The sequence below is a fragment of the Bradyrhizobium sp. S3.12.5 genome (assembly GCF_040548225.1).
GTDB lineage: Bacteria > Pseudomonadota > Alphaproteobacteria > Rhizobiales > Xanthobacteraceae > Bradyrhizobium > Bradyrhizobium cytisi.
In genome coordinates, this window is sequence record NZ_JBEPRF010000008.1 from 62,394 (window position 1) to 85,481 (window position 23,088).

Sequence of the window (23,088 nt, forward strand, 5' to 3'; positions counted from 1 at the left end):
AGGTGGCGCAAAGCGCCGGATGAGGGGTTCTATCGGCGAATTCAACTGCGAGAGGGACTCGCGGAGAGAACCCCTCACCCGTCTCGCCGCTAGCGCGACGAGCCACCCTCTCCCACAAGGGGAGAGGGAAAGGATCCTTCCTCCGCCAGCCTGAACCGTAGCGTGAATTCGGCGCCGCCGCCGGGGAGATTGTCCACCGCAACCGTGGCGGCGTGATCGTCGGCGACGCCGCGCACGATCGAAAGGCCCAGGCCCGCGCCATTGCTGCGCTGGCGATCCCGGCGCCAGAAGCGCTGGAAGATCAGCTCGCGCTCGGCTTCCGTGACGCCCGGACCGCAATCGCGCACGCGCACCGAACCATCGTCGCCGACCTCGACGTCGACCGAGGTCTCCTTCGCGGTGAACTTGATGGCGTTTTCGGCGAGGTTGAAGACCGCGCGCTGGAGCATCTCGGAATTGCCGTGGATCATCACCGGCGCGTCGGCGCCCCGGAGCGCGATGTCCTTGTGCTGCGCGATCGCGAGCGGCGCGATTGCGCCGACCACCTCCGCACAGACAGCGCGCAAATCCGCGGTCTCGCCGGGATCGAGCACCAGCGTGTCGAGCTCGGCGATCTCCAGGAGCTGAGCGACGATCCGGCTCATGCCTTCGATGTCGTCATGCAGCGCTTGCCTCGCCGCACTGTTGCCGAGCGTCTCGATCCGCGTGCGCAGGATCGCAAGCGGCGTGCGCAGTTGATGCGCGGCGTCGGCCGTGAACTGGCGTTGCACGCGAAAGCCGTCCTCGAGACGATCCAGCGCCCGGTTGACGGCGGTGACGAGCGGCATGATCTCGCGCGGAATCTGCTCCGTCGGCAGGCGGATGTCGGTACGCGACGGGCCGATATTGCTCGCCTCCTCCGAGGCCATCCACAACGGCGCGATCGCGCGGCGGAAGATGATGATATCGATGGCGAGCAGGATCAGGAGAATGGGGATGGTGATCCAGCCGACCCGGCGGAAGAAGTTGGACACGATGTCGTCGGTGATGACGTCGCGATGCGACAGGTCTTCCGCGACCTGAATGCGAACAATGGTGTCGCCGATCGTCTGGGACACGTCGGCGCCGGAGATCGACCCTGATTCCACGTCACCGGTCTTCTTGTGCGACGAGAACAGGACGCGGCCGTCGGCATCGCGGATGTCGTACTGGTAGCGGCCATAGGCTTCCGAATAGAGGCCGCGCAGGCTGTCGGGCAGATTGAATGTCACCCTGCCGTCGGGCTGGACCGCGATACGCTCGGCCAGCGTCTCGGCCTGGGCGCGCATCGCCGCGCGATGCAGCTGGTCGATCTCGGAGTTCAAGAGCCAGAACAGGACCAGCGGCAGGAAGATCGCGACCACCGCGACCGCGATGATGTGCAAGAACACGATGCGCGAGATCAGCGATTTGAACGACGGCCTGGCGAACAACCCGGCGGCCACGCTATTTCTCCTCGGCCATCATGTAGCCGACGCCGCGGATGGTGTGGATCACGACCTTGGCGCCATGCTCGGCAAGTTGCTTGCGCAGCCGGGAAACGTACACCTCGACCGCATTCGAGGCGACCTCGCCATCGAGCCCGAAGATGTGATCCTCGACGTTCTTCTTCGGCACCACCCGCCCCTGCCGGCGCAGCAGGATCTCCAGCACCGAGGTCTCGCGCGACGAGATGATGCGCGGCTTGTCGTCGATGAAGATCTGGCGGCTCTCGGTATCGTAGACGAGATTGGCAAGATGCAGCGAGCGGCCGAGCAGCTGGCCCGGACGACGCAGAATCGCCTCCAGCCGCGCCACCAGCTCCTCCATCGCGAACGGTTTTGCCAGGTAATCGTCGGCGCCGCTGCGCAGGCCGTTGACGCGATCCTGCACGCCGCCGCGTGCGGTCAGCACCAGCACCGGCAGCGGTTCCATCTGCCGTCGCAGTTCGCGCAACACCGACAGGCCGTCGCCGTCGGGCAGGCCGAGATCGAGGATCATCGCGGCATAGCTGACATTGTGCACCGCCTCGCGCGCCTCCGCGGTGCTGCCCACGATATCGCTCTCATAGCCGGCCGCCGAAAGCCCGCTGGCCACGAGCTTCGACAGCTCGACATTATCTTCGACGATCAGAAGACGCATCATATTCCCGGCGGATGTTCCGGTGTCGCCGCGCGGCTCGCGCCGCACCCTCGCTCTCATCCACCATTCCGGGCGTCTCGGCCAGCGAAAAACAACCCGACCGGCCGCTCGTCCATCTGTCAGGTTCATGTAAGCCCGAGCCGCGCGTATCGGCTGCGGGCAGTCGCGCCAATGCTTGATCTAACGTTGCCGCGTCCGAACGGACGGCGCCGGGCGTCAATTTCGGATTATTCGATTATCGTTTTCTGCAAGGCAAAGCCCCGGAGCCTTCGCTCCGGGGCCGTGCTCGTCAGCTGGGAACGCGCTTCGCTCAGCTCTGCGAATTGCGCGCCATGAAGTTGTCGTAGCCGACTTCGGCGACCTGGAACCACTGATAGCCGTTGTTCGAGAAGGCCGTCAGCGACTCGTACACCTTCTTGAAGTCCGCGTTGGTGGACGAGACCTCGGCATGCAGCTCCTTGGCCGCCTTGAAGGAGGCCTGCATGATCTCCGGCGAGAACGGATGCAGCTTGGCGCCCGCGGCGAGCAAGCGGCGCAACGCTTGCGGATTGGATTGATCGTACTTCGCCATCATCCAGTTGTTGGCAAAGTGCCCCGCCTGCTCGAGAATGCTCTGGTAGTATTTCGGCAGCGCATTCCACTTATCCTGATTAACGAAGGCGAGCAGCATCGGTCCGCCTTCCCACCAGCCCGGGAAGTAATAATGCGGCGCCACCTTGACGAAGCCGAGCTTCTCGTCGTCATACGGGCCGACCCATTCGGCGGCGTCGATGGTGCCCTTCTCCAGCGCCGGATAGATGTCGCCGCCGGCGATCTGCTGCGGCACCGCGCCGAGCTTCTGCAAGACCCGGCCGGCAAAGCCACCGATGCGGAACTTCAGGCCATTGAAGTCCTGGGGCACCTTGACTTCCTTGCGAAACCAGCCGCCCATCTGGCAGCCGGTATTGCCGGCGAGCAGCGAGACGACGTTGTACTTCTTGTAGAACTCGTTGAGGATTTCCCTGCCGCCGCCGAGCATGTACCAGGCCTGGTTGATGCGCATGTTTGGCCCGAATGGCACCGACGAACCGAAAGTGAAGGTCGGGTCCTTGCCGAAATAGTAATAGGACGCCGTATGGCCGATCTCGCAGGTGCCGTTCTGCACGGCGTCGAGCACCTGGAGGCCGGGCACGATTTCGCCACCGGCGAAGGTCTGGATCTGGAATTTGTTGTCGGTGGCTTCGGCCACCATCTTGGCCATCATCTCGGCGCCGCCGTAGAGCGTGTCGAGCGATTTCGGCCAGCTCGTCGGCATGCGCCATTTGATTTCCGGCATCGACTGCGCGATCGCGGGCGCCGCGAGCGTGGCGGCGCCGGCCGCACCAAGTCCTGTGACCTTGATGAAGTCTCGTCTCTTCATGGTTTCCTGCCCTGATGGATGGTGATTGTGGGCCTTCTTGCCGAGGCTTGGCGGCCAGCATGGCGCAACGCTCTCGCAATTTCCATTGTGATCGCACTGCGGTAAAAGAAAAAGGGCCGGCCTTCTCCTGGGTCAGGCGGACACGGTCGCGATCATTTCGGATTAAGCGATGATCGCCTTTTGCCACTGTTTTGCCCGACGTGTCAAATGGCTTCGAAGCTCGGGCTGAGCCCAACTCCATCCACGCGTCATTGCGAGCGCAGCGAAGCAATCCAGAATCTTTCCGCGGAGGGACGCTGGATTGCTTCGCTGCGCTCGCAATGACGGCGTGGGAACAGACGCGCGCCAAACACCGATGTCGTTCCCGGGATTCGTCGTCAGGCAAATCGCAGCACTAACTTCGACTACGCGCCGATTACTCTTCCCTCCGATTTATCCCGCCCCGCCAAACCGTTGGCCGCCGCCACCGGGCAACATGCCATCACCCCGCCTCTACTGTGCATGGGGTTGTTTTGCGGATTTTTGTTCGGCATGCGCTGTCGCCACCGCGCCCGCGGCAATGAAAAGCCCGGCCTCGCGAACGAGGCCGGGCCATTCAGTCTGACAGCTTGAGCTTGGATCAGCCGCGGGTGCGCGAGCGGATCATGAAGCTGTCGTAGGTGTATTCGGCGACCTGCCACCACAGGTACTCGTCCGAGCGGTAGGCCTGCATGGCGTCGATCGACTTCTTGAAGTCGGGGTTCTTGGCCGAGATCTCGGCCCACAACTCGTTGGTGGCCTTGAGGCAGGCTTCCAGCACTTCGTTGGTGAAGGGACGAAGCTGGGTGCCGCCGGCGACCAGACGCTTCAGCGCGCCCGGGTTCACCATGTCGTAGCGCGCGGCCATCCAGGTGTTGGTGTTGACGGTCGCGTTGGTGAGGATCGCCTGATAGGCCTTCGGCAGCTCGTTCCACTTGTCGATATTGGCGAAGGCGTGAACGGTCGGACCGCCCTCCCAGAAGCCCGGATAGTAGTAGTACTTCGCGACCTTGGCGAAGCCGAGCTTCTCGTCATCGTAGGGGCCGACCCATTCGGCGGCGTCGATGGTGCCCTTCTCGAGCGACGGATAGATGTCGCCGCCGGCAAGCTGCTGCGGCACCACGCCGACCTTCTGGAGCACCTGACCGGCGATGCCGCCGATGCGGAATTTCAGGCCCGAGAGATCGGCAACCGTCTTGATCTCCTTGCGGAACCAGCCGCCCATCTGGGTGCCGGTGTTGCCGCAGGGGAAGCCGACCACGTTCGACTTCTTGAAGAACTCGTTGGCGAGCTCGTTGCCGCCGCCCTGGTACAGCCAGGAATTCTGCTGGCGCGCGTTGAGGCCGAAGGGCACCGACGCGAAGATCGCGAAGGTCGGATCCTTGCCGACGTAGTAGTACGACACGGTGTGGCACATCTCGACGGTGCCCTTCTGCGTCGCATCCAGCGCCTGAAGGCCGGGAACGATTTCACCGGCCTGGAAGACCTGGATCTGGAACTTGTTGTCGGTCATTTCGGCGACGTACTTCGCCATCTGCTCGGCACCACCGTAGATGGTGTCGAGCGACTTCGGGAAGCTCGAAGTCAGGCGCCACTTGATCTCGGGCGAGGACTGCGCAATCGCCGGCGAGGCCACCGCGGCGGTCGCCGCCGCACCTGCCGCCGACACTTTCAGAAAATCACGACGCTTCATCTTCAGGTCTCTCCTTGTTGGGGCGTTTCCCCTAACTTCCTCTTTGCTGCCGCTCATTCCGGCGACGCGATGTAGGCCGCGTCGAACCGAAGGGGCTTCGCTGCCGTGGGCCTTTAACACGGAAGCCCCTGCCGCGGAACGCGACAATGGCATGACGGGGGGCGACGAAAGTCGCATGTCCCCGGACAATCGGCTCAGGCGGCTGCGATGACGCCCTTGAGCTGGTCCCGGACCTGTCCCGCGATGGCGCGATAGATCGCCGCATGGGGGCCGTCCGGCTCGCTGTCCACGACCGGATTGCCGGCGTCCGAGCTGGCGCGAATCGCCATGTGCAGCGGGATTTCGCCCAGGAACGGGACTGCGAGCTTCTCGGCCTCGTGGCGCGCCCCGCCATGGCCGAAGATATCGGATTTCGTGCCGCAATGCGGACACTGGAAGTAGCTCATGTTCTCGACGATGCCGAGCACGGGCACGTTGACCTTCTTGAACATGGCAAGCCCGCGCCGTGCATCGATCAGGGACAGGTCCTGCGGGGTCGAGACGATCACGGCGCCCTTCAGCGGCACGTTCTGCGCCAGCGTGAGCTGGGCATCGCCGGTGCCCGGCGGCATGTCGACGACGAGCACGTCGAGCGTGCCCCACGCGACGTCGCGCAGCATCTGCGTCACCGCCGACATCACCATCGGGCCGCGCCAGATCATCGCGGTCTCTTCCTTGACCAGGAAGCCGATCGACATGATGGCGAGGCCGAAGCGCCGGAGCGGAATCATCTTGCGCTCGGCGTCGAGCTCCGGCTTCTCGTGCAGGCCGGTCAGGCGCGGCATCGACGGGCCGTAGATGTCGGCATCGAGCAGCCCGACCTTGAGGCCGAGGTCGCGCAGACCCAATGCCAGGTTGAGCGCGGTGGTCGATTTGCCGACGCCGCCCTTGCCCGAGGCCACCGCGATCACGGCGGCCACGCCCGGAATTTCGGACTGCCGCGCCATCGGCGATTGGGCACCGCCCTGCGGCGGCGGCTTGTGGGCATGGACCGGCTGCACACCGGGCGCGCCGCGGCTCGGGGTTGGCGGCGGTGGCGGTGCGGCGCCGGCCTTGCGCTCGGCAGTCAGCGCCACCATCGCGGTGGTGACGCCTGGAATGCTGCGTACGGCGGCCTCGGCTTCGGCACGGACGGATTCCCAGGCCCGCGCCTCGGCGGCATCGACATTGATCGAGAAGAACACCTTGCCGTCGGACGCGCTGATCGCGCTCAGCACATTGGCATTGGTGAGCGCGACCCCGCGGGGCGACTTGATCCTGGCGAGGCTATCGAGAACCTGTTGCTGCGTGACGCTCAATGCGCATCTCCTAAAGTTCAGGATGCCCCATTAGAGCGGAAACGGCCAAAAGGCTACTGCTTGCCGATATCGTCAGCCATCTCGGCGGGCCCGGGCACCTGGCAGGAGTCGAATTTCATGCCCTTTGAAGCCAGCCGCTGCCTAAGGTCCGCCATCCTAGCACAGGAGGCCGCCAAACGAAGCCGTTGCCCTCCGGCCGCAAGGGTTTATGGTGCGCGCGGTCCGCTTTCAGGCGGAACCTCAGGACCCCGGCCGGCGTCCCTCGCCCGGCTGCAACCGTAAAACTCAAGCTACGGACACACACATGGCTAAAGTCGCTTTCCTCGGTCTCGGCGTGATGGGCTTCCCCATGGCCGGACACCTCGTGAAAAAAGGGGGCCATGAGGTCACCGTCTACAACCGCACCGCGGCCAAGGCGAAGGAATGGGCGGACAAGTTCGGCGGCAACACCGCGGCGACCCCGAAGGCCGCGGCCGAGGGCCAGGATTTCGTGATGTGCTGCGTCGGCAACGACAGCGATTTGCGCGCGGTCACGATCGGCGCCGACGGCGCCTTTGCCGGCATGAAGAAGGGCGCGACCTTCATCGATCACACCACCGCTTCCGCCGAAGTCGCGCGCGAGCTCGACGCGGCTGCGACCAAAGCCGGCTTCAAGTTCATCGACGCTCCCGTCTCCGGCGGCCAGGCCGGTGCCGAGAACGGCGTGTTGACGGTGATGTGCGGCGGCACCGAGGGCGCCTATGCCGGGGCCGAGCCGATCATCACAGGCGCCTACGCCCGGATGTGCAAACTGCTCGGGCCAGCGGGCTCCGGCCAGCTGACCAAGATGGTCAACCAGATCTGCATCGCCGGCCTCGTGCAGGGCCTCTCCGAGGGTATCCATTTCGCCAAGAAGAGTGGCCTCGACGTCGCCGCAGTGATCGAGACCATCTCCAAGGGCGCCGCGCAATCGTGGCAGATGGAGAACCGCTACAAGACCATGAACGACGACAAGTACGATTTCGGCTTCGCGGTCGAATGGATGCGCAAGGACCTCTCGATCTCGCTGGCCGAAGCCCGCCGCAACGGCGCCAATCTGCCTGTCACCGCGCTGGTCGACCAGTTCTATGCTGAGGTCGAGAAGATGGGCGGCAAGCGCTGGGATACGTCGAGCCTGCTCGCGCGCCTCAATCGCTGACCTGACACTGCCTTGCTGACAGCGATCGCCGCCATCTTCATCCTGACCTATGTGGCGATCGCGTTCGAGCATCCCCTAGGGATCAGCAAGACCGCAACCGCGCTCCTCGGCGCGGGACTGCTGTGGACGATCTACGCGGTCAGGATCGGCGATCACGCGCTGGTTAGCCATCAGCTCGACGAATCGGTCGCCGCCACCGCGCAGATCGTGTTCTTCCTGATCGGCGCGATGACCATCGTCGAGGTGATCGACGCCCATGACGGCTTCGAGGTCATCACCTCGCGCATCAACACCACGAGCCAGGTCACACTCATGTGGCTGGTTGGCTTCGTGGCGTTCTTCCTGAGCGCGATCCTGGACAATCTGACCACGACCATCGTCATGGTTTCGCTGGTCCAGCGTCTCATCGCCCGGCGCGAGGACCGCCTTCTGTTCGCCTCCCTCATCGTCATCGCCGCCAATGCCGGCGGCGCATGGACCGTGATCGGCGACGTCACCACGACCATGCTGTGGATCGGCGGACAGATCACGCCGTTGAACATCATGCGCGTAGTGTTCCTGCCCTCCCTGGTCAATCTGCTGGTGCCGCTGGCCTTCATCAGCCTGTCGCTCAGGGGCAAGACCGTCGCGGCACCGTCGAGGGACACCGGATTGCTCGCCGTCGACCGGTTCGAGCGCAATCTGATGTTCTATCTCGGGCTCGGCGTGCTGATCGCGGTGCCGGCCTTCAAGACGGTCACGCACCTGCCGCCCTTCATGGGCGTGCTGCTCGGCCTCGGCATCGTCTGGCTGGTCGGCGAGGTCGTTCATCGCGACAAGGACGAGCACGTGCGCGGTCCCCTCTCGCTCGCGCATGCGCTGACCCGGATTGACATGGGCTCGATCGTGTTCTTCCTCGGCATTCTGCTGGCGGTCGCCTGCCTCGAGCATGCCGGCCTCCTGACGATGCTGGCCCGATGGCTGGAGGCGACCATCGGCCGCCAGGACGTCATCGTCGTCGTGCTCGGCCTGCTCAGTGCGATCATCGACAACGTGCCGCTGGTCGCAGCGACCATGGGAATGTACGACCTCGGCCACTACCCGCCGGACACCTTCCTCTGGGAGTTCATCGCCTATTGCGCCGGCACCGGCGGCTCGATCCTGATCATCGGCTCTGCCGCGGGCGTTGCAGCCATGGGGCTCGAGCGGATCGAGTTCCTCTGGTACGCCCGCCGCATCGCCGTGCCCGCGCTTGCGGGCTATCTGGCCGGCGCCGTGGTCTACGTCGCGCAGCATGCCTGGCTGCATTGAGGGGCGACTGCCGGATCCAAATTAACGCCGGGTTAACGTAATTCTTTAGCTCCTTAAGTCACCTCTTAAGGATTTCTTGCCAGAGATAGACAATGCAGAAGGCCCGCGTCCGACGTGGGCAGGAATCGTTGTTGCTTGATGAGTAACCCCGCTGAAAAGCCTGAAGTTGTGCAGCTTCCGGCCGAGCCAATCAGCGCTCCGTCGGCGAGCAGCCGAAGGGCTGCGTCGCAGCGGGTGCGCGAGGCGCGCGATAAGTTAACGTCGACCAGCGGAACCCGGCCGGCCTTCGACGCCGAGCTGTTGCGCCAATATGCCCAGACGCGACTGTCCGCCTCCTATGTCGTGCTGCTGCTGGTGGTCGCCACCGGCGTGCTGTTCGGACTGTGGATGCAGCCGATCCCGGCCGCGGCCTGGACCGCCGGCATGATCTGCCTTCACGGGGCGATGATCCGCAGCTGCCGCCGCTTCCTGGCCGAGCCTGCCTCACCTGCGGCGACGCGTACTTGGCGGACACGCTTTGTCGTGCTCGATCTGCTCTACGGCCTGTGCTGGATGGCGATCCTGATTCATCCCGTGCTCGACATGGTCACGGAATCGCTGATGATGTTCCTGATGCTGCTGGTGATCGCAGTGTCGAGCATGTTGGCGGCCAATCTGCCGATCGCAGCCCTTGCCGCCACCGCGCCGGTTGCTGTCGCAATGGCGTTGAGCTTTGCGATGAGCGGTTCGCTCGACAACTATATCCTGGCCGGGCTCGCGCTCGCGGCCGAAGGCTATTTCGTGCTGCTGGCACATCGCCTGCACTCCTCGACCTTCGCTACGCTCGAGGCGCGCGCCGAGAAGGACGCGCTGATCGGCGAGCTCGAGCAGGCCAAGGCGATCTCCGACGAGGCGCGCCACCGTGCCGAATCCGCCAACGTCGCCAAGTCGCGCTTCCTTGCGCAGATGAGCCATGAGCTGCGCACGCCGCTCAATGCCATTCTCGGCTTCTCCGAGGTGATGAAGAGCGAGATCTTTGGCGCGCATGCGGTTCCGGTCTACAAGGAATATTCCGCCGACATCCATAATTCCGGCGTGCACCTGCTCAACCTCATCAACGAGATCCTCGATCTGTCGCGGATCGAGGCCGGCCGCTACGAATTGAACGAGGAAGCGGTGTCGCTGGTCGGAATCGTCGCCGACTGCCATCATCTGATGAAGCTGCGCGCATCCAGCCGCGGCATCACCATCCACGAGGTGTTCGAGCACGCCATGCCGCGGCTTTGGGCCGACGAGCGCGCGATCCGCCAGGTCGTGCTCAACCTGCTCTCCAATTCGATCAAGTTCACCCCGCAAGGCGGCGAGATCTGGCTCAAGGCCGGCTGGACCGCTTCGGGCGGGCAATATCTGTCGGTGAAGGACTCCGGTCCCGGCATCCCCGAGGACGAGATCCCGGTCGTGCTCGCCTCGTTCGGCCAGGGCTCCAACTCGATCAAATCGGCCGAACAAGGCGCGGGCCTCGGTCTGCCCATCGCCAAGAACCTGATCGATCTGCATGGCGGCACGTTCACGCTGAAGTCGAAGCTGCGCATCGGCACCGAGGTGATCGTCACCTTCCCGCCGGAGCGCGTGATGAGCGCGCTCGCGCCGCTGTCGGAGGATGCGCCGCCGCTCCAGCCGGAGAGTGCCATGGTGCCCGACGAGAAGCGCCGGCCGCGCCACAAGCCGATCATGAGCGCGGGCACGGGCTCGTAAACACATGCTTGCAGACATGCCCGCCAATCCTTCACTATGCCCGGATGAGCAAAGAAACGCCGTGTGTCGCCGTCTGCATGATCGATCCCAGGACCAAGCTGTGCTTCGGCTGCGGCCGGACATTGCCGGAGATCGCGCGCTGGCACGCCATGGAGAGCGCGGAACGGCTCTCAGTGATGGCGCTGTTGCCCGCGCGCCTGGCCGATGCCGGCCTGCAGCCGATCGCGGCATCGTCGAAACGCGCCTGACCGGTGAGCGTGCCATCGGAGGCGCGCGATGATCCGCTTCCTGCTCGTTCTCATCACGCTCGCCGCCACGGCCGGCGCCGTGGTCGCCTATGGCGATCCCGACCAGATCGCGCGCGCGAGCCACAAGGTCTCGCACATTTTTCGCGCGCAAACGCCAACGCCTGCCCCCGCCGTGCAAATCCCACGCGGCCAGGGCGGCGAGTTCGCGCTGCGCGCCAAGATCAACGGCGTGGCCGCACCCATGGTGATCGATACCGGCGCCACCTCCGTGGTGCTGACCTGGGAAACCGCGAAAGCGATCGGGCTGCCGCTCGATATGCTCGAATATGACGTCGATCTCGAGACCGCCGGCGGCCGCACCAAGGCGGCGCGGCTCACGATCGACCGTCTCTCCGTCGGCCATCTCGTCGAGAAATCGGTGCCGGCCCTCGTCGTCCAGCGCGGCCAGATGAAGACCAATCTGCTCGGCATGAGCTTCCTCGACCGCCTGGAGAGCTGGGGCGTGCGGTCCGATACGCTGATGCTCACCGGCTACCCGGAGCTCCAGAGCAGCCACCGCCGCTCGCGGACGGCGGTCGATTAAGGGCGGCGCTCGCCGTCCGCGCACGATCACTTCGACAGACCCGTCAGCCATCCACCGAACGACCACGGCTGTGGCATTTACGCCATTTACAAACCGTCTAGTCGGTTTATAAGGGAACTGTTCCCGGATCGGGGTTGGACGTGCGCCGCTCTGCGTGACGGAGGCGGCCGAGTGGGAGATTGAAAATGATGACTACCAGAGCCGCCTTACGCCGCGCGATGCGCACCCTGCCCTTTGCCGCGGCATTCGCCGCAGGCAGCGCCAGCGCAGCCGATCTGTCGCCGCGTTACGCCGCGCCGGCCTACACGGCACCGCAGCCTGTCTATTCCTGGACCGGCCTCTATGCCGGTCTCAACGCCGGCTACGCCGAGAGCGGCGACAACGCCTTCAGCAATCTCGTCGGGGTGAGCGGCGGCAAGGTCAAGGGCGCGCTCGGTGGCGTGCAGATCGGCTACAACTACCAGCTCTCGCCGATGTTCGTGGTTGGCATCGAGAACGACTTCGAAGGCGGAGACATCAAGAACCACGACGCGATCAACAGCGCCGCGATCAGCCTGCCCTGGTACATGACCGGCCGCGCCCGCGCCGGCATCGCGACGATGGATTCACGGCTGCTGTTCTTCGGGACCGCAGGTCTTGCCGCCGGCGAATTGAAGGACGGCCCGATCAACAAGATGAAGATGGGCTGGACCGCGGGCGGCGGCGTGGAATGGGCGTTCCTGCCGAAATGGTCGGCCAAGGCCGAGTATCTCTACACCGAGTTCAAGCACGACGACCTGCCGGATTGGAACGCTGCGAAATTCCACAGCTTCCGCGTCGGCGTGAACTACCATTTCGACCTGTTCCGCTGAGCATAACCGAGAGAGAGAGAGAGAGAGAGAGAGAGAGAGAGACGGATTCTGCGATCCGGCTCTTTCTCGGCTAGGCGGCCTCCGCCGGCGCGCGTGCACCAACACGCGCGATCGCATCACGCAAGACGTCGACGCCGGCGCCCGGCTTCACACCGTGCTCGGCGAGATGCCGGCGGAAGGCGCGCGCGCCGGGCACAGCGTGGAACGCACCGACGAAGTGGCGCGTGATGGCATGCAGTCGCGTGCCGCGCGCGAGCTGCGCCTCGATGTAGGGCATCATCGCCTCGAACGCGTCCTGTATGGTCGCATGTGATGCCGCCTCGCCGAACAGCTCGGGATCAACCGAGAGCAGCCGCCACGGCTCCTGATAGGCGGCACGGCCGAGCATCACGCCGTCGACATGCGCAAGATGCGCTTTCGCCTCCTCGATACTCGGAACGCCGCCGTTGATGATGACGGGCACATCCGGCATCGCGCGCTTGAGCCGATAGACGCGGTCATAGTCGAGCGGCGGGATATCGCGGTTCTCCTTCGGCGACAAACCGTTCAGCCAGGCCTTCCGGGCGTGCACGATCAGCGCGTCGCAGCCCGCAGCGACCACCGCGTGCGCCAACGTATCGAGCGCGACTTCCGGATCCTGGTCGTCGATGCCAATGCGGCATTTCACCGTGACGGGAATTGAGACTGCGCGCTTCATCGCCTCGACACATCGCGCGACGAGCTCCGGCTCCGCCATCAGACAGGCGCCGAAGCGTCCGTCCTTCACGCGATCGGACGGGCAGCCCACATTGAGATTGATCTCGTCGTAGCCAAAACCCTCGCCGATCCGCGCGGCTTCAGCGAGGTCGCGCGGATCCGAGCCGCCAAGCTGTAGCGCCACCGGATGCTCGGTCGCGTCGAAGCCGAGCAGCCGCTCCCGGTCGCCATGAATGATGGCGCCGGTGGTCAGCATCTCCGTATAGAGCAACCCCCGCCGTGTCAGGTGTCGGTGGAACACCCGGCAGTGCCGGTCTGTCCAATCCATCATGGGGGCAACGGAAAATACGTGAGCTAACATGTTGTTTTCATTAAGTTTTACGACCTCTGTCGGTCCAATCGACTTTGGTCCGACGGACAATCTAAAGCGTTAGAGCTAAAGCATTCTCCTTTCTTTTCAACGGTTTAATCTGATCGCTCGATTATTTCCGCTTATTTCGACCATGCCCGGTACTGCACGGCAGTACAAAAATGCCCGTGCAGTACCGCTCCTCGACAAAGTGTTTTGGCTACGCCAGCTCGTCGAATTTGAAATGGGAATGGCACTGCCGTGACTTAGACGCCTGACCGGTCAGCGGTGCGCGCGAGACCTATGTGGGTTCGTTCGGCGTAACCGCCCGATCAGAAAACAGATCACGCGTACCCAACACCTTGTAACCTATCGCCTGATAGCCAACACGGCGTTTCGCAGCCATGCGGGCCAGGACCGGCACTCTCATGTCGGCATAATCATAAATGATCACCTCGCGCTTGACGTCGTTGAGACGATGCAACCGTCCGGCGTACTGAGCGAGGGTACCTTTCCAAGCAATTGGCATGGTAAGAAAGAGGGTGTCGAGGCGGGAATCATCGAAACCTTCGCCGAGATAACGTCCGGTCGCGACAATGACACGTTCCTCGGCTTGGGGAATTGCAGCGAGCCGCGCGGCTATGTCGCGGCGCTGCTTTTCGCTTTGCCCACCGCGCAATACGACGACATGTTTTGCGAAACGCTCAAGACGCTTTGCGATGATCTCCAAATGGGCGGTACGCTCGGTTATCACGACGGGTGAACGGCCCGCTTCCAGCGCAGTCAAGACGTCATCAAATATGAGATCATTGCGTGCTTCATCGGCAATCATTTCCTTGAAAACTTCCTGGATAGAAGGGACCGAAGTGTCCAATGCCGTTTGAAGTTGGAAGCCGGTATCCCTGATCCGCACCACGTGATCGAATGGGCGCTTGGCTGCCTCGGATCGCGCATCTACGCGATGGCGGACGGGACCACATTGCATAACGATGATCGGGTGATGTCCGTCTTTTCGCGTAACCGTCGCTGACAGGCCGAGGACATAGCGGGCCTTGCTGCGGCGCGCGACCAATTCGAAGCTTACAGCCGACAGATGGTGGCATTCGTCGACGACGAGATGCCCATAATTGCCGACGATATCATCGACTTCAAGCTTGCGAACCAGGCTCTGAATCAAGGCGACGTCGACCTGACCTTTCGGTTTGCGGCGGCCGCCGCCGATCATGCCGATCGCGTCACGCGGCATATTTGAGAACGCGGTGAGTCTCTCGATCCATTGATCCATGAGCTGACGGCGATGAACGAGGACCAATGTATTCCGCCCGCGTTCGGCCATCATCCGGATGGCTAAGATCGTCTTTCCGAACGCCGTCGTTGCCGCGAGCACACCGGTATCATGCGGCAACAGGGCCGCTATCGCGGTTTCCTGATCGGAGCGCAATTCACCAGTGAAGGCAAATGGGATCGCCGCACCGGAAAAACGGCAATCTTCGATTGTTACTGTAATTCCAAATGACGCAAGCAGATCTAGTACGGCGTCGAAGCAGCCGCGAGGCAGCGCAACGTGATGGCTGGTCAACTCTGCGCAAGAGATGATCCGCGGCTTGTCATGGGTCGATCGGCGCATTGCTTGTGCGGCATAAAATTCGGGATTCTGGAATGCCGCCAGGCGAACCAGGCGCGCGATCAGCGACGGTGGCAGCGCGTGACGCGGGAGGTAGATCTGGTCCGCCTGTACGACAGTGATCGCACCCGGCAATGGCTCGCGGATTGCTGGCGGCGCCTGTCGCCGCGACGGCGGGGCTAGCCACGGTTCTTCGTCTTCGTCTGCGAGAGGAATACGCACACCCAGAATTTTTCCAGATGCACTTGCTTCCTCGACCAGATGTTCCACCTTTGCTCGCGGCATAGCTGCAATCGCGGACAGGAAGGCCCACTGATCCGGATACGGCGAACAAGAATCGTCGATGAACTCGCTGTTGCCAGAACTTCGCGCGAGCCCCTGAAGAGGCAAAGCAATCAGGTTGCCGAAGCCACCCGCTGGCATGATATCCTGACTCGGAAAAAACCGATCGTAGGATCCGAATCCGATATCGGGGACTCGTTCCATCGCGTCGGTAATCAGGAAGGCCCCAAGACGGCGCGCCAATGCCGCTGAGATCGGCTCGTCGAAAAAGATCCAGGCGTGAGCACCGTTTCCGGATCGGGACCGCTCAATGGCAACAGGTATTCCATGACGCTCGCAGGCGTCCCTAAACGCAAAGGCATCCCTTCGCCAATCCCCTTCGTCGAAATCCGCGGCCAGGAACGAACAGGCGTTGTCCGCAAGCATCGGATAGACGCCCATCACAAACGGGGCGCCGTTCGGGTCGGTTCCGCGGAGATGGCGTTCGATTGCCACGTCGTCTACGGGCAGGAATGCCTGATTTGGACATCCTGAACATTTGACTCTCGGTTTTTCGCAGATCCCACGGCGCCATTCATTCGCGCAGGCGGGTGCGTAGCCGCTCCGCTCCGTCGTACGGTTCTCCCAACGGATAGGGTAGACATCTGAGCGGCCGCGGAAGAGCCGGCGAAACAGCGCAAGCTTCTTCTCGATTGGCGAATTCCGGTCCGTGGGATCGCCAGCGTGTCCCGAAGGGACCACCTTGATTGGCTCGGTCTCCTCACTCCGCATCGATTGTAAGGTGTTGATCTCGGCTACGACATCCGCACGCTCGCGCTCCAGCGCGGTAAGCCGGGCCCTGAGTTCAGTAATTCTGGCGTTTGTTTGCTTCATCGCGAAGGCTGTAGTGCGCCGATGTTTATTCTCCCGAATAATACCAATCCTGAAGCAGCAATTTAACTCAAAGATCGCCAATCGCCGGTCTCGGCACCAGCAGTCGAAAGGAGTTGCCGACTCATACAAAATTTTGTATAGTCAGTTTTAATGATTGATCTCAAGCCGGTCGAATTCCGAGGCAGCGCACTCGACGATTTGCGTGCGTTTCCACAAGCGGCTCGGCGCGAGGCGGGGCATCAACTCGATCAAGTCCAGCATGGGCGCGAGCCCGACGACTGGAAGCCCATGAATACGGTTGGCCGAGGGGTGCGGGAAATTCGGATTCGCGATGCCGCGGGAGCATTCAGAGTGCTGTATGTAGCGAAGTTTGATGATGCCGTTTACGTGCTGCACTGCTTCCAGAAAAAGACACAGAAAACGAGCAAAGCAGATCTGAACTTGGCTGCGCAGCGTTACCGCGATTTATTAAAGGAGCTAGGTCAATGAGCAAGAAACGCTTCGACAATGTGTGGGATGCAATTGAGGATACACCTGCGCAGGCTGAGAACATGAAGCTCCGTTCGGCGTTGATCATGGCTTTGAAGGCTCATATCGCTCGGACAGGGCTAAGCCAATCGGAAGCTGCCAAGCTGCTAGGTGTTACCCAGCCGCGTATCTCTGATCTCATGCGCGGCAAGATCGAATTGTTTGGCCTCGATACCTTGGTCAATATGATCGGAGCTGCCGGCCTGCATGTTGAAATGCGCATCTCGGACGCAGCCTAAATCAAACGCCGCTCGCCGCGGGCGCGGTACAGCATTTGGTACTGCACGGCTGACTACGACCCCGCTTAAATGCTGATCGTATTTCCCTTTTTGAGATGTCCCGATCCAATCCATCATGGGTGCGACGGAAAAGAGATAGCTTTTTGGTTTCAATGACATACCTATGTAGGACGCACTCAGCCTTTGCAACATCATCCTCAAGATCGTGCTTGCAGGCAATCGATTTGAGAATCGCGACCATCAAGAGACGTCGCCGCGACCGCATTTTGCGGGCTGGCGTCGTTTGGGAGCGTGCTGTTGTCCGACGACGTCGGGTCGTTCACGGCGTTGGTGCGTTTCGCCGAAGCGGCCTTCAGGCCGCCACCGGTGTTCGTTCGCGCTCAAAGACGAAGCCGTGTCTTTTTGACCGGGCCCACTCCCACATGAGCTCGACGGGCAGGCGGTTGGGGAATTCCAGCTCGGTGTCGGGATCGACGACCACAAGCCCGTCGGGCTTGGCGACTTGTGAGGCGATTTTTGCCCAGATACTTGGTGCGCGCCACACCGACTGGGATCGGAAGGCCAAGCTCGATGCGCACGCACCAGCGGATTGAGCCGGCAATTTCGACAGGCGAACGATGGGTGCAGCCCGCAACGTCGGCAAAGGCCTGGTTAATGGAAATGCATTCCAGAAGCTGCGTGAAATCGCCGATCACCTTGATAGCTGTGTTACCCAGCCGTTGGTATTCCCCAAAATGCCCGCTCGCAAAGGCGATCTGCGGGCAGAGTTTGCGCGCCTATCGTCCCGGCATGCCCCCGCGCACTCCGAAGGCCCTGGCTTCGTACGATGCGGCAAGCATAACCCTACCGCCGACGGCGATTGGCTTGCCGCGCAACGAAGGGTCAAACAGCTGCTCTACCGAGGCATAGAAGGCGTCCAGGTCCGCATTCAAGATGGTGCTGTCGTAGCCATCCCGATCGAGTGCCCCTGGCGTTTCGAGGACGAAGTACTGCCGAGAACATCGCGAGAATATTTGTAACGAATGTCAAGCTACAGAGTGGGATCGAAGCAACACAGACCACGCGGCGGATTTCTCAAGGAGTGGGTATTGGCTTCAACAGATCGTCCAAGCGGGATTGATCTTCGCGAAAATCACAGCTCTTCGAGGCGACGCCACCCATGCAGCACGCGACGGCCATGCGAGCTGAGCGCGAAGAAGCAACCACCGCCAGCGGGTTGGTCATGGGCGCGATCAATCTCCAAACCGGAATAATGGCAGTATAAGAGAGTACCAACGCCACCGTGGCCGACAAAGAGCGCGTCGCCCGGCGTGTTGCGCGCCAGCACGTGCTCGACCTCGCCGACAATGCGCCGCTGGGCGTCGACCGCTCGTTCCCAGCCACGAATGCTGACGTGGGGTTGCCCGAAGAACTGATTGGCCACCGCCTCGAACTGGTCGGGGACGAGGAAGCCGGTGGCCGATCGGTCGTTCTCGTGCATCGCCTCGCGCACTTCTATGTCGACGCGCAGCTTTGCGGCAATGATCTCGGCGGTCTCGATCGCCTTTCGCTCTCCGCTGGAGATGACTTGTGTGGTACCTAACAACTCTCCCCCGATCGTCAGGGCCTCGGTACGCGCTTTCCCGACCTCACTGAGGCCCCAGCGCGGAACGGGAATCGACGGATCGATACTCACCTGAGGATGGGTCAGATAGCGTACGACATTCGTCATGATTGAACGATCGCGACGTCAGACCAACTAGCAATCGGCATCGCAACACGCATGCCGGAGGCGTCGAAGACGTGTACGTCGGGAGCTGCCGCAACGAGCGTCACCGTCTCGCCTCGCGACGGCGTCTGGCGGCCGCGGACCTCTGCAACGAACATCCTGCCGTCGGCGCGGCGCAAATAGGCGAACGACGCCTCGCCAAGCCGTTCGACGAGCTCGACGATGCCTTCGGCGGTAAAGGGACCGTTCGCGCCCCGGACAAGATGCTCCGGACGAACACCGAGCGTCAGCACATCGCCGACCTTCAGCGATGCCGCCGGCAGATCGAGATCGACAAACCCGGCACCGGCGACACGCGCGTGTCCGCCCCCGATGCTTTCGACCGTTGCATCGAAGAAATTCATCGCGGGCGAGCCGATGAATCCGGCGACGAACAGGTTAGCGGGTTCATAGTAGAGGTCGAGCGGCTTGCCCACCTGCTCGATGCAGCCCTTGTTCATCACGACGATACGGTCGGCGAGCGTCATCGCCTCGACCTGATCGTGCGTCACATAAACGATCGTCGCTTTCAGCACTCTGTGCAAATTGGCGATCTCGACGCGGGTCGAGACGCGCAGCGCCGCATCGAGATTGGAGAGCGGTTCGTCGAACAGGAAGACGGCAGGTTCGCGCACGATCGCGCGTCCGATCGCAACGCGCTGACGCTGGCCGCCAGAGAGATCGCGCGGATAGCGATCGAGTAAGTCTACGAGTCGCAGCATGCGGGCGGCTTCCGCGACGCGCCGCTCCCGTTCGGCCGGCGCCACGCCGGTGAATTTCAGGCCGAACGTCATGTTCTTGCGCACATTCATGTGCGGATAGAGTGCGTAGGACTGGAACACCATCGCGATGCCGCGTTCGGCTGGAGCGAGCGTATTGACGCACCTCTCTGCGATATGGATGTCACCGCTCGAGACGCCATCGAGCCCGGCGATCATGCGCAGAAGCGTCGACTTGCCACAGCCCGATGGGCCGACGAGCACGACGAACTCGCCGTCCTCGATGCCCAGGTTGATGTCGTTGAGCACTGTCGCCGCGCCATAACGCTTATTGAGATGCTCGATGCGCAGATTGGCCATTCAACAACCTATTTGACTGCGCCGGAGGTGAGGCCCGCAATGAGTTGGCGCGAGAGGATCACGTAGATTATGACGACCGGCAGGATCGCCATTGACAGCGCCGCGAGCACGGAATTCCAGTCGGTGATGTACTGGCCAAGAAACTGCTGCACCCCAAGCGTGACTGTATGCGTCGAGTCGCTCGACGTCAGGATCAGCGGAAACCAGAGATCGTTCCAGATCGGCACGATAGTGAAGACGGCGACGGTCGCGATCGCCGGGCGCAGCAGAGGCGCGACCACTTCGAAGAAGATCCGGGTTTCCGGCACGCCGTCGCAGCGCGCGGCGTCCCGCAAGTCCCTGGGGATCTGCTGGACGAACTCGCTCAATATGAAGATCGACATCGGCAGGCCTTGCGCGACATAGACGAGGATCAAGGCTGTCAGCGTGTCGTTCAGGCCCGCAGACCGCATCATGTTCAGGATCGCGACGGAACCAAGCCGGATCGGCACCATGATGCCGATCGACAGGAACAGTGCGAGCGCCGTCGAACCGCGAAAGCGGTATTCGGTCAGGGCCCAGGCCGCCATCGCGCCAAACAGCAGCACGAGCGCCATGCTGACGAGAGTCACGATCAGCGAATTCGAATAATAGGTCAGGATATGAGAGGAGCGAAAAACCTTCTCATAGCCGACGAGGCTGAAGGTCGCAGCGTCCGGCGGGGCGAGCGGGCTGCCGAAGATGGCGCTACGCACCTTGAACGAATTCATCACGACGAGCAGGATTGGACCAACCGCAAGCAGGCTATAGGCGATCAGGACGAGATGGACACTGAAGCTCTTTGCGCGCTGCTCCGCCGTCATGCCGCCCTCAGAATGCGTAACGGCGGATGCGCCGCTGAACGAGGAAGAGATAGAGGCAGAGGCCGAGGAGAATGATGAAGAACATCACGGTCGCGACCGCGGCGCCCATCGTCGGATTGCCGAGCTGGAGTTGATTGCCGAAGAAGGTGCGATAGAAGAACGTGCCGAGAATGTCGGTCGCAAAATTCGGTCCCGCAAGCGCACCCTTGACCGAATAGATCAGGTCGAAAGCGTTGAAGTTCGCGACGAAGGTCAAGACCGAGACCAGGCTGATCGTCGGCAGGACGAGCGGAAGCTTGATGTGGAAGAAGATGCGGAATTGTCCGAGCCCATCGACGCGTGCCGCGTCGATCAACTCTTCGGGGATGTTGAGCAGCGCGGCGTAGATCAGCATCATCGGGATGCCGACGAATTGCCAGACGGAAATGAGGGACAGGGTTACGAGCGCGCTCGATTCGAGCCCCAGCCAGGGAGCGAACAGGGAGCCCAGGCCCACGGCCTTCAAAGCGCCGGCAGCGACGCCCCAGAGCGGGGACAGGATCAGGTTCCAGGAGAATCCGACGATGACAACCGAGAGCATCGTCGGCAAAAACATGACGGTGCGATAAAAGCCCTTGAGCCTCAGGCCCGGCAGGCTCAGCAATCCTGCGAGCGCAATACCGATCGGATTCTGCATGCACATGTGCACGGCGAAGAAGATCAGATTGTTTCCGAGGGAATTCCAGAACGGCTTCGACCACAGCGCATCGCCGAGCAGCGTCTCGAAATTGGCGAGGCCGACGAAAGATCGGGCTCCGGACGCATCGCTCGTGTAGGTGGAGAGCGCCATGGTCGCGACGAGAGGATAGATCGAGAACAGGGTGTAGATCACGACCGCCGGTCCGAGGAAGAACAGCAGAAGGCCCGCGAGTTTTGCGCGAGGCATCTGGGCCGTGATGTTCGAGACCGATTCAGCCATGATGGAAAGAGATTAAACCTGCGTTGTCGTCCCTCTCCGCGCTTGCGGCTCTTGCCGTCTTGTTAGCGGAGCGTGCAGCCACTGTCGAATGAAACAAGGACAGTCCCCCTCCCCGCCAAAGCGGGAAGAGGGACCGACTCACTTGGTGGGCTTGTACCACTTGTCGAGGCCATCCTGGAGCTGCTTGCCCGCAGCATCGGGCGTCAGCTTGCCGTTGACGACCTGCGCGGACACGTTCCAGAGCTCGTTTTCCAGATTCGGCGTACCGCGCGACAGGATCTGATACGAGTTGCGGATCGTCGACTTGCAGGCCTGGCGCCATCCGACCATGGTTGCGGCGACGTCGTCGTCGACCTTCACGGCAGTCTTGGCGAGGGGGAAGAAGCCGGGAAGCGCGTTGGCGTAGATCGTTGCGAATTCCGGCGTCGCCAGCCATTCCAGGAATTTCTTTGCGTCTTCCTTGTTCTTCGATGCTGCGTTCACGCCCATCGCGATGTCGGTGTGATCGGAGATGTAGCAATCCGTCGTGCCGGCCGGCTGCGGTGGCGGGAATGCACCCATGGCGAATTTCGCCTGGCCCCGGAAGGTCGAGATATCCCACGAGCCAGCCGCATAGATCGCGCCCTTGCCGAGCGAGAACAGGTTCTGACTGTCAGCGTAGGTCTGCGCCTGGAAGCCAGATCCGAGGTAGGGCGCCCAGCTTGCGATCTCCTTGAAGGCCGCGACGTATTGCGGATCGGTGAGCTTCTCCTTGCCCGCAATGAGATTGGCGCGACCGGTCTCGCCCTTCCAATAGTCGGGACCGACGTTCTGGAATCCCATGGTCGCGGCCTCCCACTGGTCAGCCGTGCCCATCACCAGCGGGACATAGGTCCCGTCCTTCTTGAATTTCTCAAGCACGGCGTGGAATTCATCGAGCGTCTTTGGCTCAGATGCGCCGACTTTGGCGAATGCTTCCTTGTTGTAGATGAACCCGGCGATGACGGAGGCGATCGGAACACAGAAGGTGGTTTTGCCGTCGTCAGTTTGCCACGCCGCCTTCGCGACATCAGAGAAATTGTCCATACCCTTGAGGCCGTCGACCGCATCAAGCTGATGCTTTTGATAGAGCGCGAGCGAGGCGTCGAACGGACGGCACGTAATGAGGTCGCCGGCGGTGCCGCCATCAAGCCGCGCGTTCAGGGCGGCGTTGTATTCCTTGGGCGCCGAAGGCGCGAATTCGATCTTGATGTCGGGATAGTGCTTGTTGAAGGCGGGGATGATCTTCGAGTTCCAGATGTCAGCGTCGTCATTGCGCCAGCTCTCGATCTTCAACGAGCCTGCCTGGGCCGACGCAAGCCCCGCAAGCAACGCCAACGCGGCAAGCTCAGCTCCCATTGCAGCCTTGAATGTCCGTCTCATG

Annotated in this window: 20 protein-coding genes and 2 pseudogenes; 8 read left to right on the top strand and 14 right to left on the bottom strand. The window is 62.3% G+C overall.

Going from position 1 to position 23,088, the window contains the following annotated elements; translation table 11 throughout:
* Window positions 1-89: 89 nt before the first annotated feature.
* The 5 genes from ABIC09_RS13335 to ABIC09_RS13355 form a co-directional block, all read right to left on the bottom strand.
* Window positions 90-1,463, bottom strand: a complete 1,374-nt coding sequence (locus ABIC09_RS13335) for a sensor histidine kinase (protein ID WP_354109537.1) — start codon at window positions 1,461-1,463, stop codon at window positions 90-92.
* 1 nt (window position 1,464) lies between these two features.
* The gene (locus ABIC09_RS13340; RefSeq protein ID WP_148753957.1) at window positions 1,465-2,139 is read right to left on the bottom strand and encodes a response regulator transcription factor; all 675 of its coding nucleotides are present in this window, start codon (window positions 2,137-2,139) and stop codon (window positions 1,465-1,467) included.
* 310 nt (window positions 2,140-2,449) lie between these two features.
* A complete protein-coding gene (locus ABIC09_RS13345) occupies window positions 2,450-3,538 on the bottom strand; it encodes a TRAP transporter substrate-binding protein (protein ID WP_354109538.1) in 1,089 nt (362 codons plus the stop codon).
* A gap of 619 nt (window positions 3,539-4,157) precedes the next feature.
* The gene (locus ABIC09_RS13350) at window positions 4,158-5,249 is read right to left on the bottom strand and encodes a TRAP transporter substrate-binding protein (protein WP_148753946.1); all 1,092 of its coding nucleotides are present in this window, start codon (window positions 5,247-5,249) and stop codon (window positions 4,158-4,160) included.
* 194 nt (window positions 5,250-5,443) lie between these two features.
* Window positions 5,444-6,586 (bottom strand): Mrp/NBP35 family ATP-binding protein, encoded by a 1,143-nt coding sequence (locus ABIC09_RS13355; RefSeq protein ID WP_354109539.1) that lies wholly within the window; start codon window positions 6,584-6,586, stop codon window positions 5,444-5,446.
* Window positions 6,587-6,866: 280 nt separating this feature from the next.
* Here ABIC09_RS13355 and ABIC09_RS13360 point away from each other — a divergent pair.
* The 6 genes and pseudogenes from ABIC09_RS13360 to ABIC09_RS13385 form a co-directional block, all read left to right on the top strand.
* Window positions 6,867-7,763 (top strand): annotated as a pseudogene (locus ABIC09_RS13360) (NAD(P)-dependent oxidoreductase); the annotation flags it as partial.
* 12 nt (window positions 7,764-7,775) lie between these two features.
* Window positions 7,776-9,053, top strand: coding sequence for a sodium:proton antiporter NhaD (gene nhaD, locus ABIC09_RS13365; RefSeq protein ID WP_354109540.1), 1,278 nt, complete (start codon window positions 7,776-7,778; stop codon window positions 9,051-9,053).
* A gap of 138 nt (window positions 9,054-9,191) precedes the next feature.
* On the top strand, window positions 9,192-10,787 hold the full coding sequence (locus ABIC09_RS13370) for a sensor histidine kinase (RefSeq protein ID WP_148753950.1): 1,596 nt from the start codon (window positions 9,192-9,194) through the stop codon (window positions 10,785-10,787).
* A gap of 44 nt (window positions 10,788-10,831) precedes the next feature.
* Window positions 10,832-11,035, top strand: a complete 204-nt coding sequence (locus ABIC09_RS13375; protein WP_354109541.1) for a DUF1289 domain-containing protein — start codon at window positions 10,832-10,834, stop codon at window positions 11,033-11,035.
* Window positions 11,036-11,063: 28 nt separating this feature from the next.
* On the top strand, window positions 11,064-11,618 hold the full coding sequence (locus tag ABIC09_RS13380; protein ID WP_148753952.1) for a TIGR02281 family clan AA aspartic protease: 555 nt from the start codon (window positions 11,064-11,066) through the stop codon (window positions 11,616-11,618).
* Between the two features lie 188 nt (window positions 11,619-11,806).
* The gene (locus ABIC09_RS13385; RefSeq protein ID WP_354109675.1) at window positions 11,807-12,469 is read left to right on the top strand and encodes an outer membrane protein; all 663 of its coding nucleotides are present in this window, start codon (window positions 11,807-11,809) and stop codon (window positions 12,467-12,469) included.
* A 70-nt stretch (window positions 12,470-12,539) separates the two neighbouring features.
* Here the strand turns inward: ABIC09_RS13385 and dusA are convergent, their stop codons facing one another.
* Both dusA and ABIC09_RS13395 read right to left on the bottom strand, forming a co-directional pair.
* Window positions 12,540-13,526: a tRNA dihydrouridine(20/20a) synthase DusA gene (gene dusA / locus ABIC09_RS13390; RefSeq protein WP_354109542.1), complete on the bottom strand. Its 987-nt coding sequence runs from the start codon at window positions 13,524-13,526 to the stop codon at window positions 12,540-12,542.
* A gap of 289 nt (window positions 13,527-13,815) precedes the next feature.
* Window positions 13,816-16,374: a TOTE conflict system archaeo-eukaryotic primase domain-containing protein gene (locus ABIC09_RS13395; protein ID WP_354109543.1), complete on the bottom strand. Its 2,559-nt coding sequence runs from the start codon at window positions 16,372-16,374 to the stop codon at window positions 13,816-13,818.
* A 69-nt stretch (window positions 16,375-16,443) separates the two neighbouring features.
* Here ABIC09_RS13395 and ABIC09_RS13400 point away from each other — a divergent pair, with 69 nt between their 5' ends.
* Together ABIC09_RS13400 and ABIC09_RS13405 are read left to right on the top strand one after the other, a co-directional pair.
* A complete protein-coding gene (locus ABIC09_RS13400; RefSeq protein ID WP_148753955.1) occupies window positions 16,444-16,782 on the top strand; it encodes a type II toxin-antitoxin system RelE/ParE family toxin in 339 nt (112 codons plus the stop codon).
* Window positions 16,779-17,060, top strand: a complete 282-nt coding sequence (locus ABIC09_RS13405; RefSeq protein ID WP_148753956.1) for a helix-turn-helix domain-containing protein — start codon at window positions 16,779-16,781, stop codon at window positions 17,058-17,060. The genes ABIC09_RS13400 and ABIC09_RS13405 overlap by 4 nt, the downstream gene beginning before the upstream one ends.
* 352 nt (window positions 17,061-17,412) lie before the next feature.
* Here ABIC09_RS13405 and ABIC09_RS37425 read toward each other — a convergent pair whose 3' ends face one another.
* The 7 genes and pseudogenes from ABIC09_RS37425 to ABIC09_RS13435 form a co-directional block, all read right to left on the bottom strand.
* Entirely contained in the window at window positions 17,413-17,625 is a 213-nt protein-coding gene (locus ABIC09_RS37425; protein ID WP_502917669.1) for a hypothetical protein, read from the bottom strand.
* Window positions 17,626-17,635: 10 nt separating this feature from the next.
* Window positions 17,636-17,992 (bottom strand): annotated as a pseudogene (locus ABIC09_RS13410) (Y-family DNA polymerase); the annotation flags it as partial.
* A gap of 200 nt (window positions 17,993-18,192) precedes the next feature.
* Window positions 18,193-18,771: a histidine phosphatase family protein gene (locus tag ABIC09_RS13415; protein ID WP_354109544.1), complete on the bottom strand. Its 579-nt coding sequence runs from the start codon at window positions 18,769-18,771 to the stop codon at window positions 18,193-18,195.
* Complete coding sequence (locus tag ABIC09_RS13420; RefSeq protein ID WP_354109545.1) at window positions 18,768-19,886, bottom strand: ABC transporter ATP-binding protein; 1,119 nt, start codon at window positions 19,884-19,886, stop codon at window positions 18,768-18,770. The genes ABIC09_RS13415 and ABIC09_RS13420 overlap by 4 nt, the downstream gene beginning before the upstream one ends.
* Before the next feature lie 8 nt (window positions 19,887-19,894).
* Window positions 19,895-20,728, bottom strand: coding sequence for a carbohydrate ABC transporter permease (locus ABIC09_RS13425; RefSeq protein ID WP_354109546.1), 834 nt, complete (start codon window positions 20,726-20,728; stop codon window positions 19,895-19,897).
* A gap of 7 nt (window positions 20,729-20,735) precedes the next feature.
* Window positions 20,736-21,686: a carbohydrate ABC transporter permease gene (locus ABIC09_RS13430; protein ID WP_354109547.1), complete on the bottom strand. Its 951-nt coding sequence runs from the start codon at window positions 21,684-21,686 to the stop codon at window positions 20,736-20,738.
* A 138-nt stretch (window positions 21,687-21,824) separates the two neighbouring features.
* The gene (locus tag ABIC09_RS13435; protein ID WP_354086523.1) at window positions 21,825-23,087 is read right to left on the bottom strand and encodes an ABC transporter substrate-binding protein; all 1,263 of its coding nucleotides are present in this window, start codon (window positions 23,085-23,087) and stop codon (window positions 21,825-21,827) included.
* Window position 23,088 lies beyond the last annotated feature (1 nt).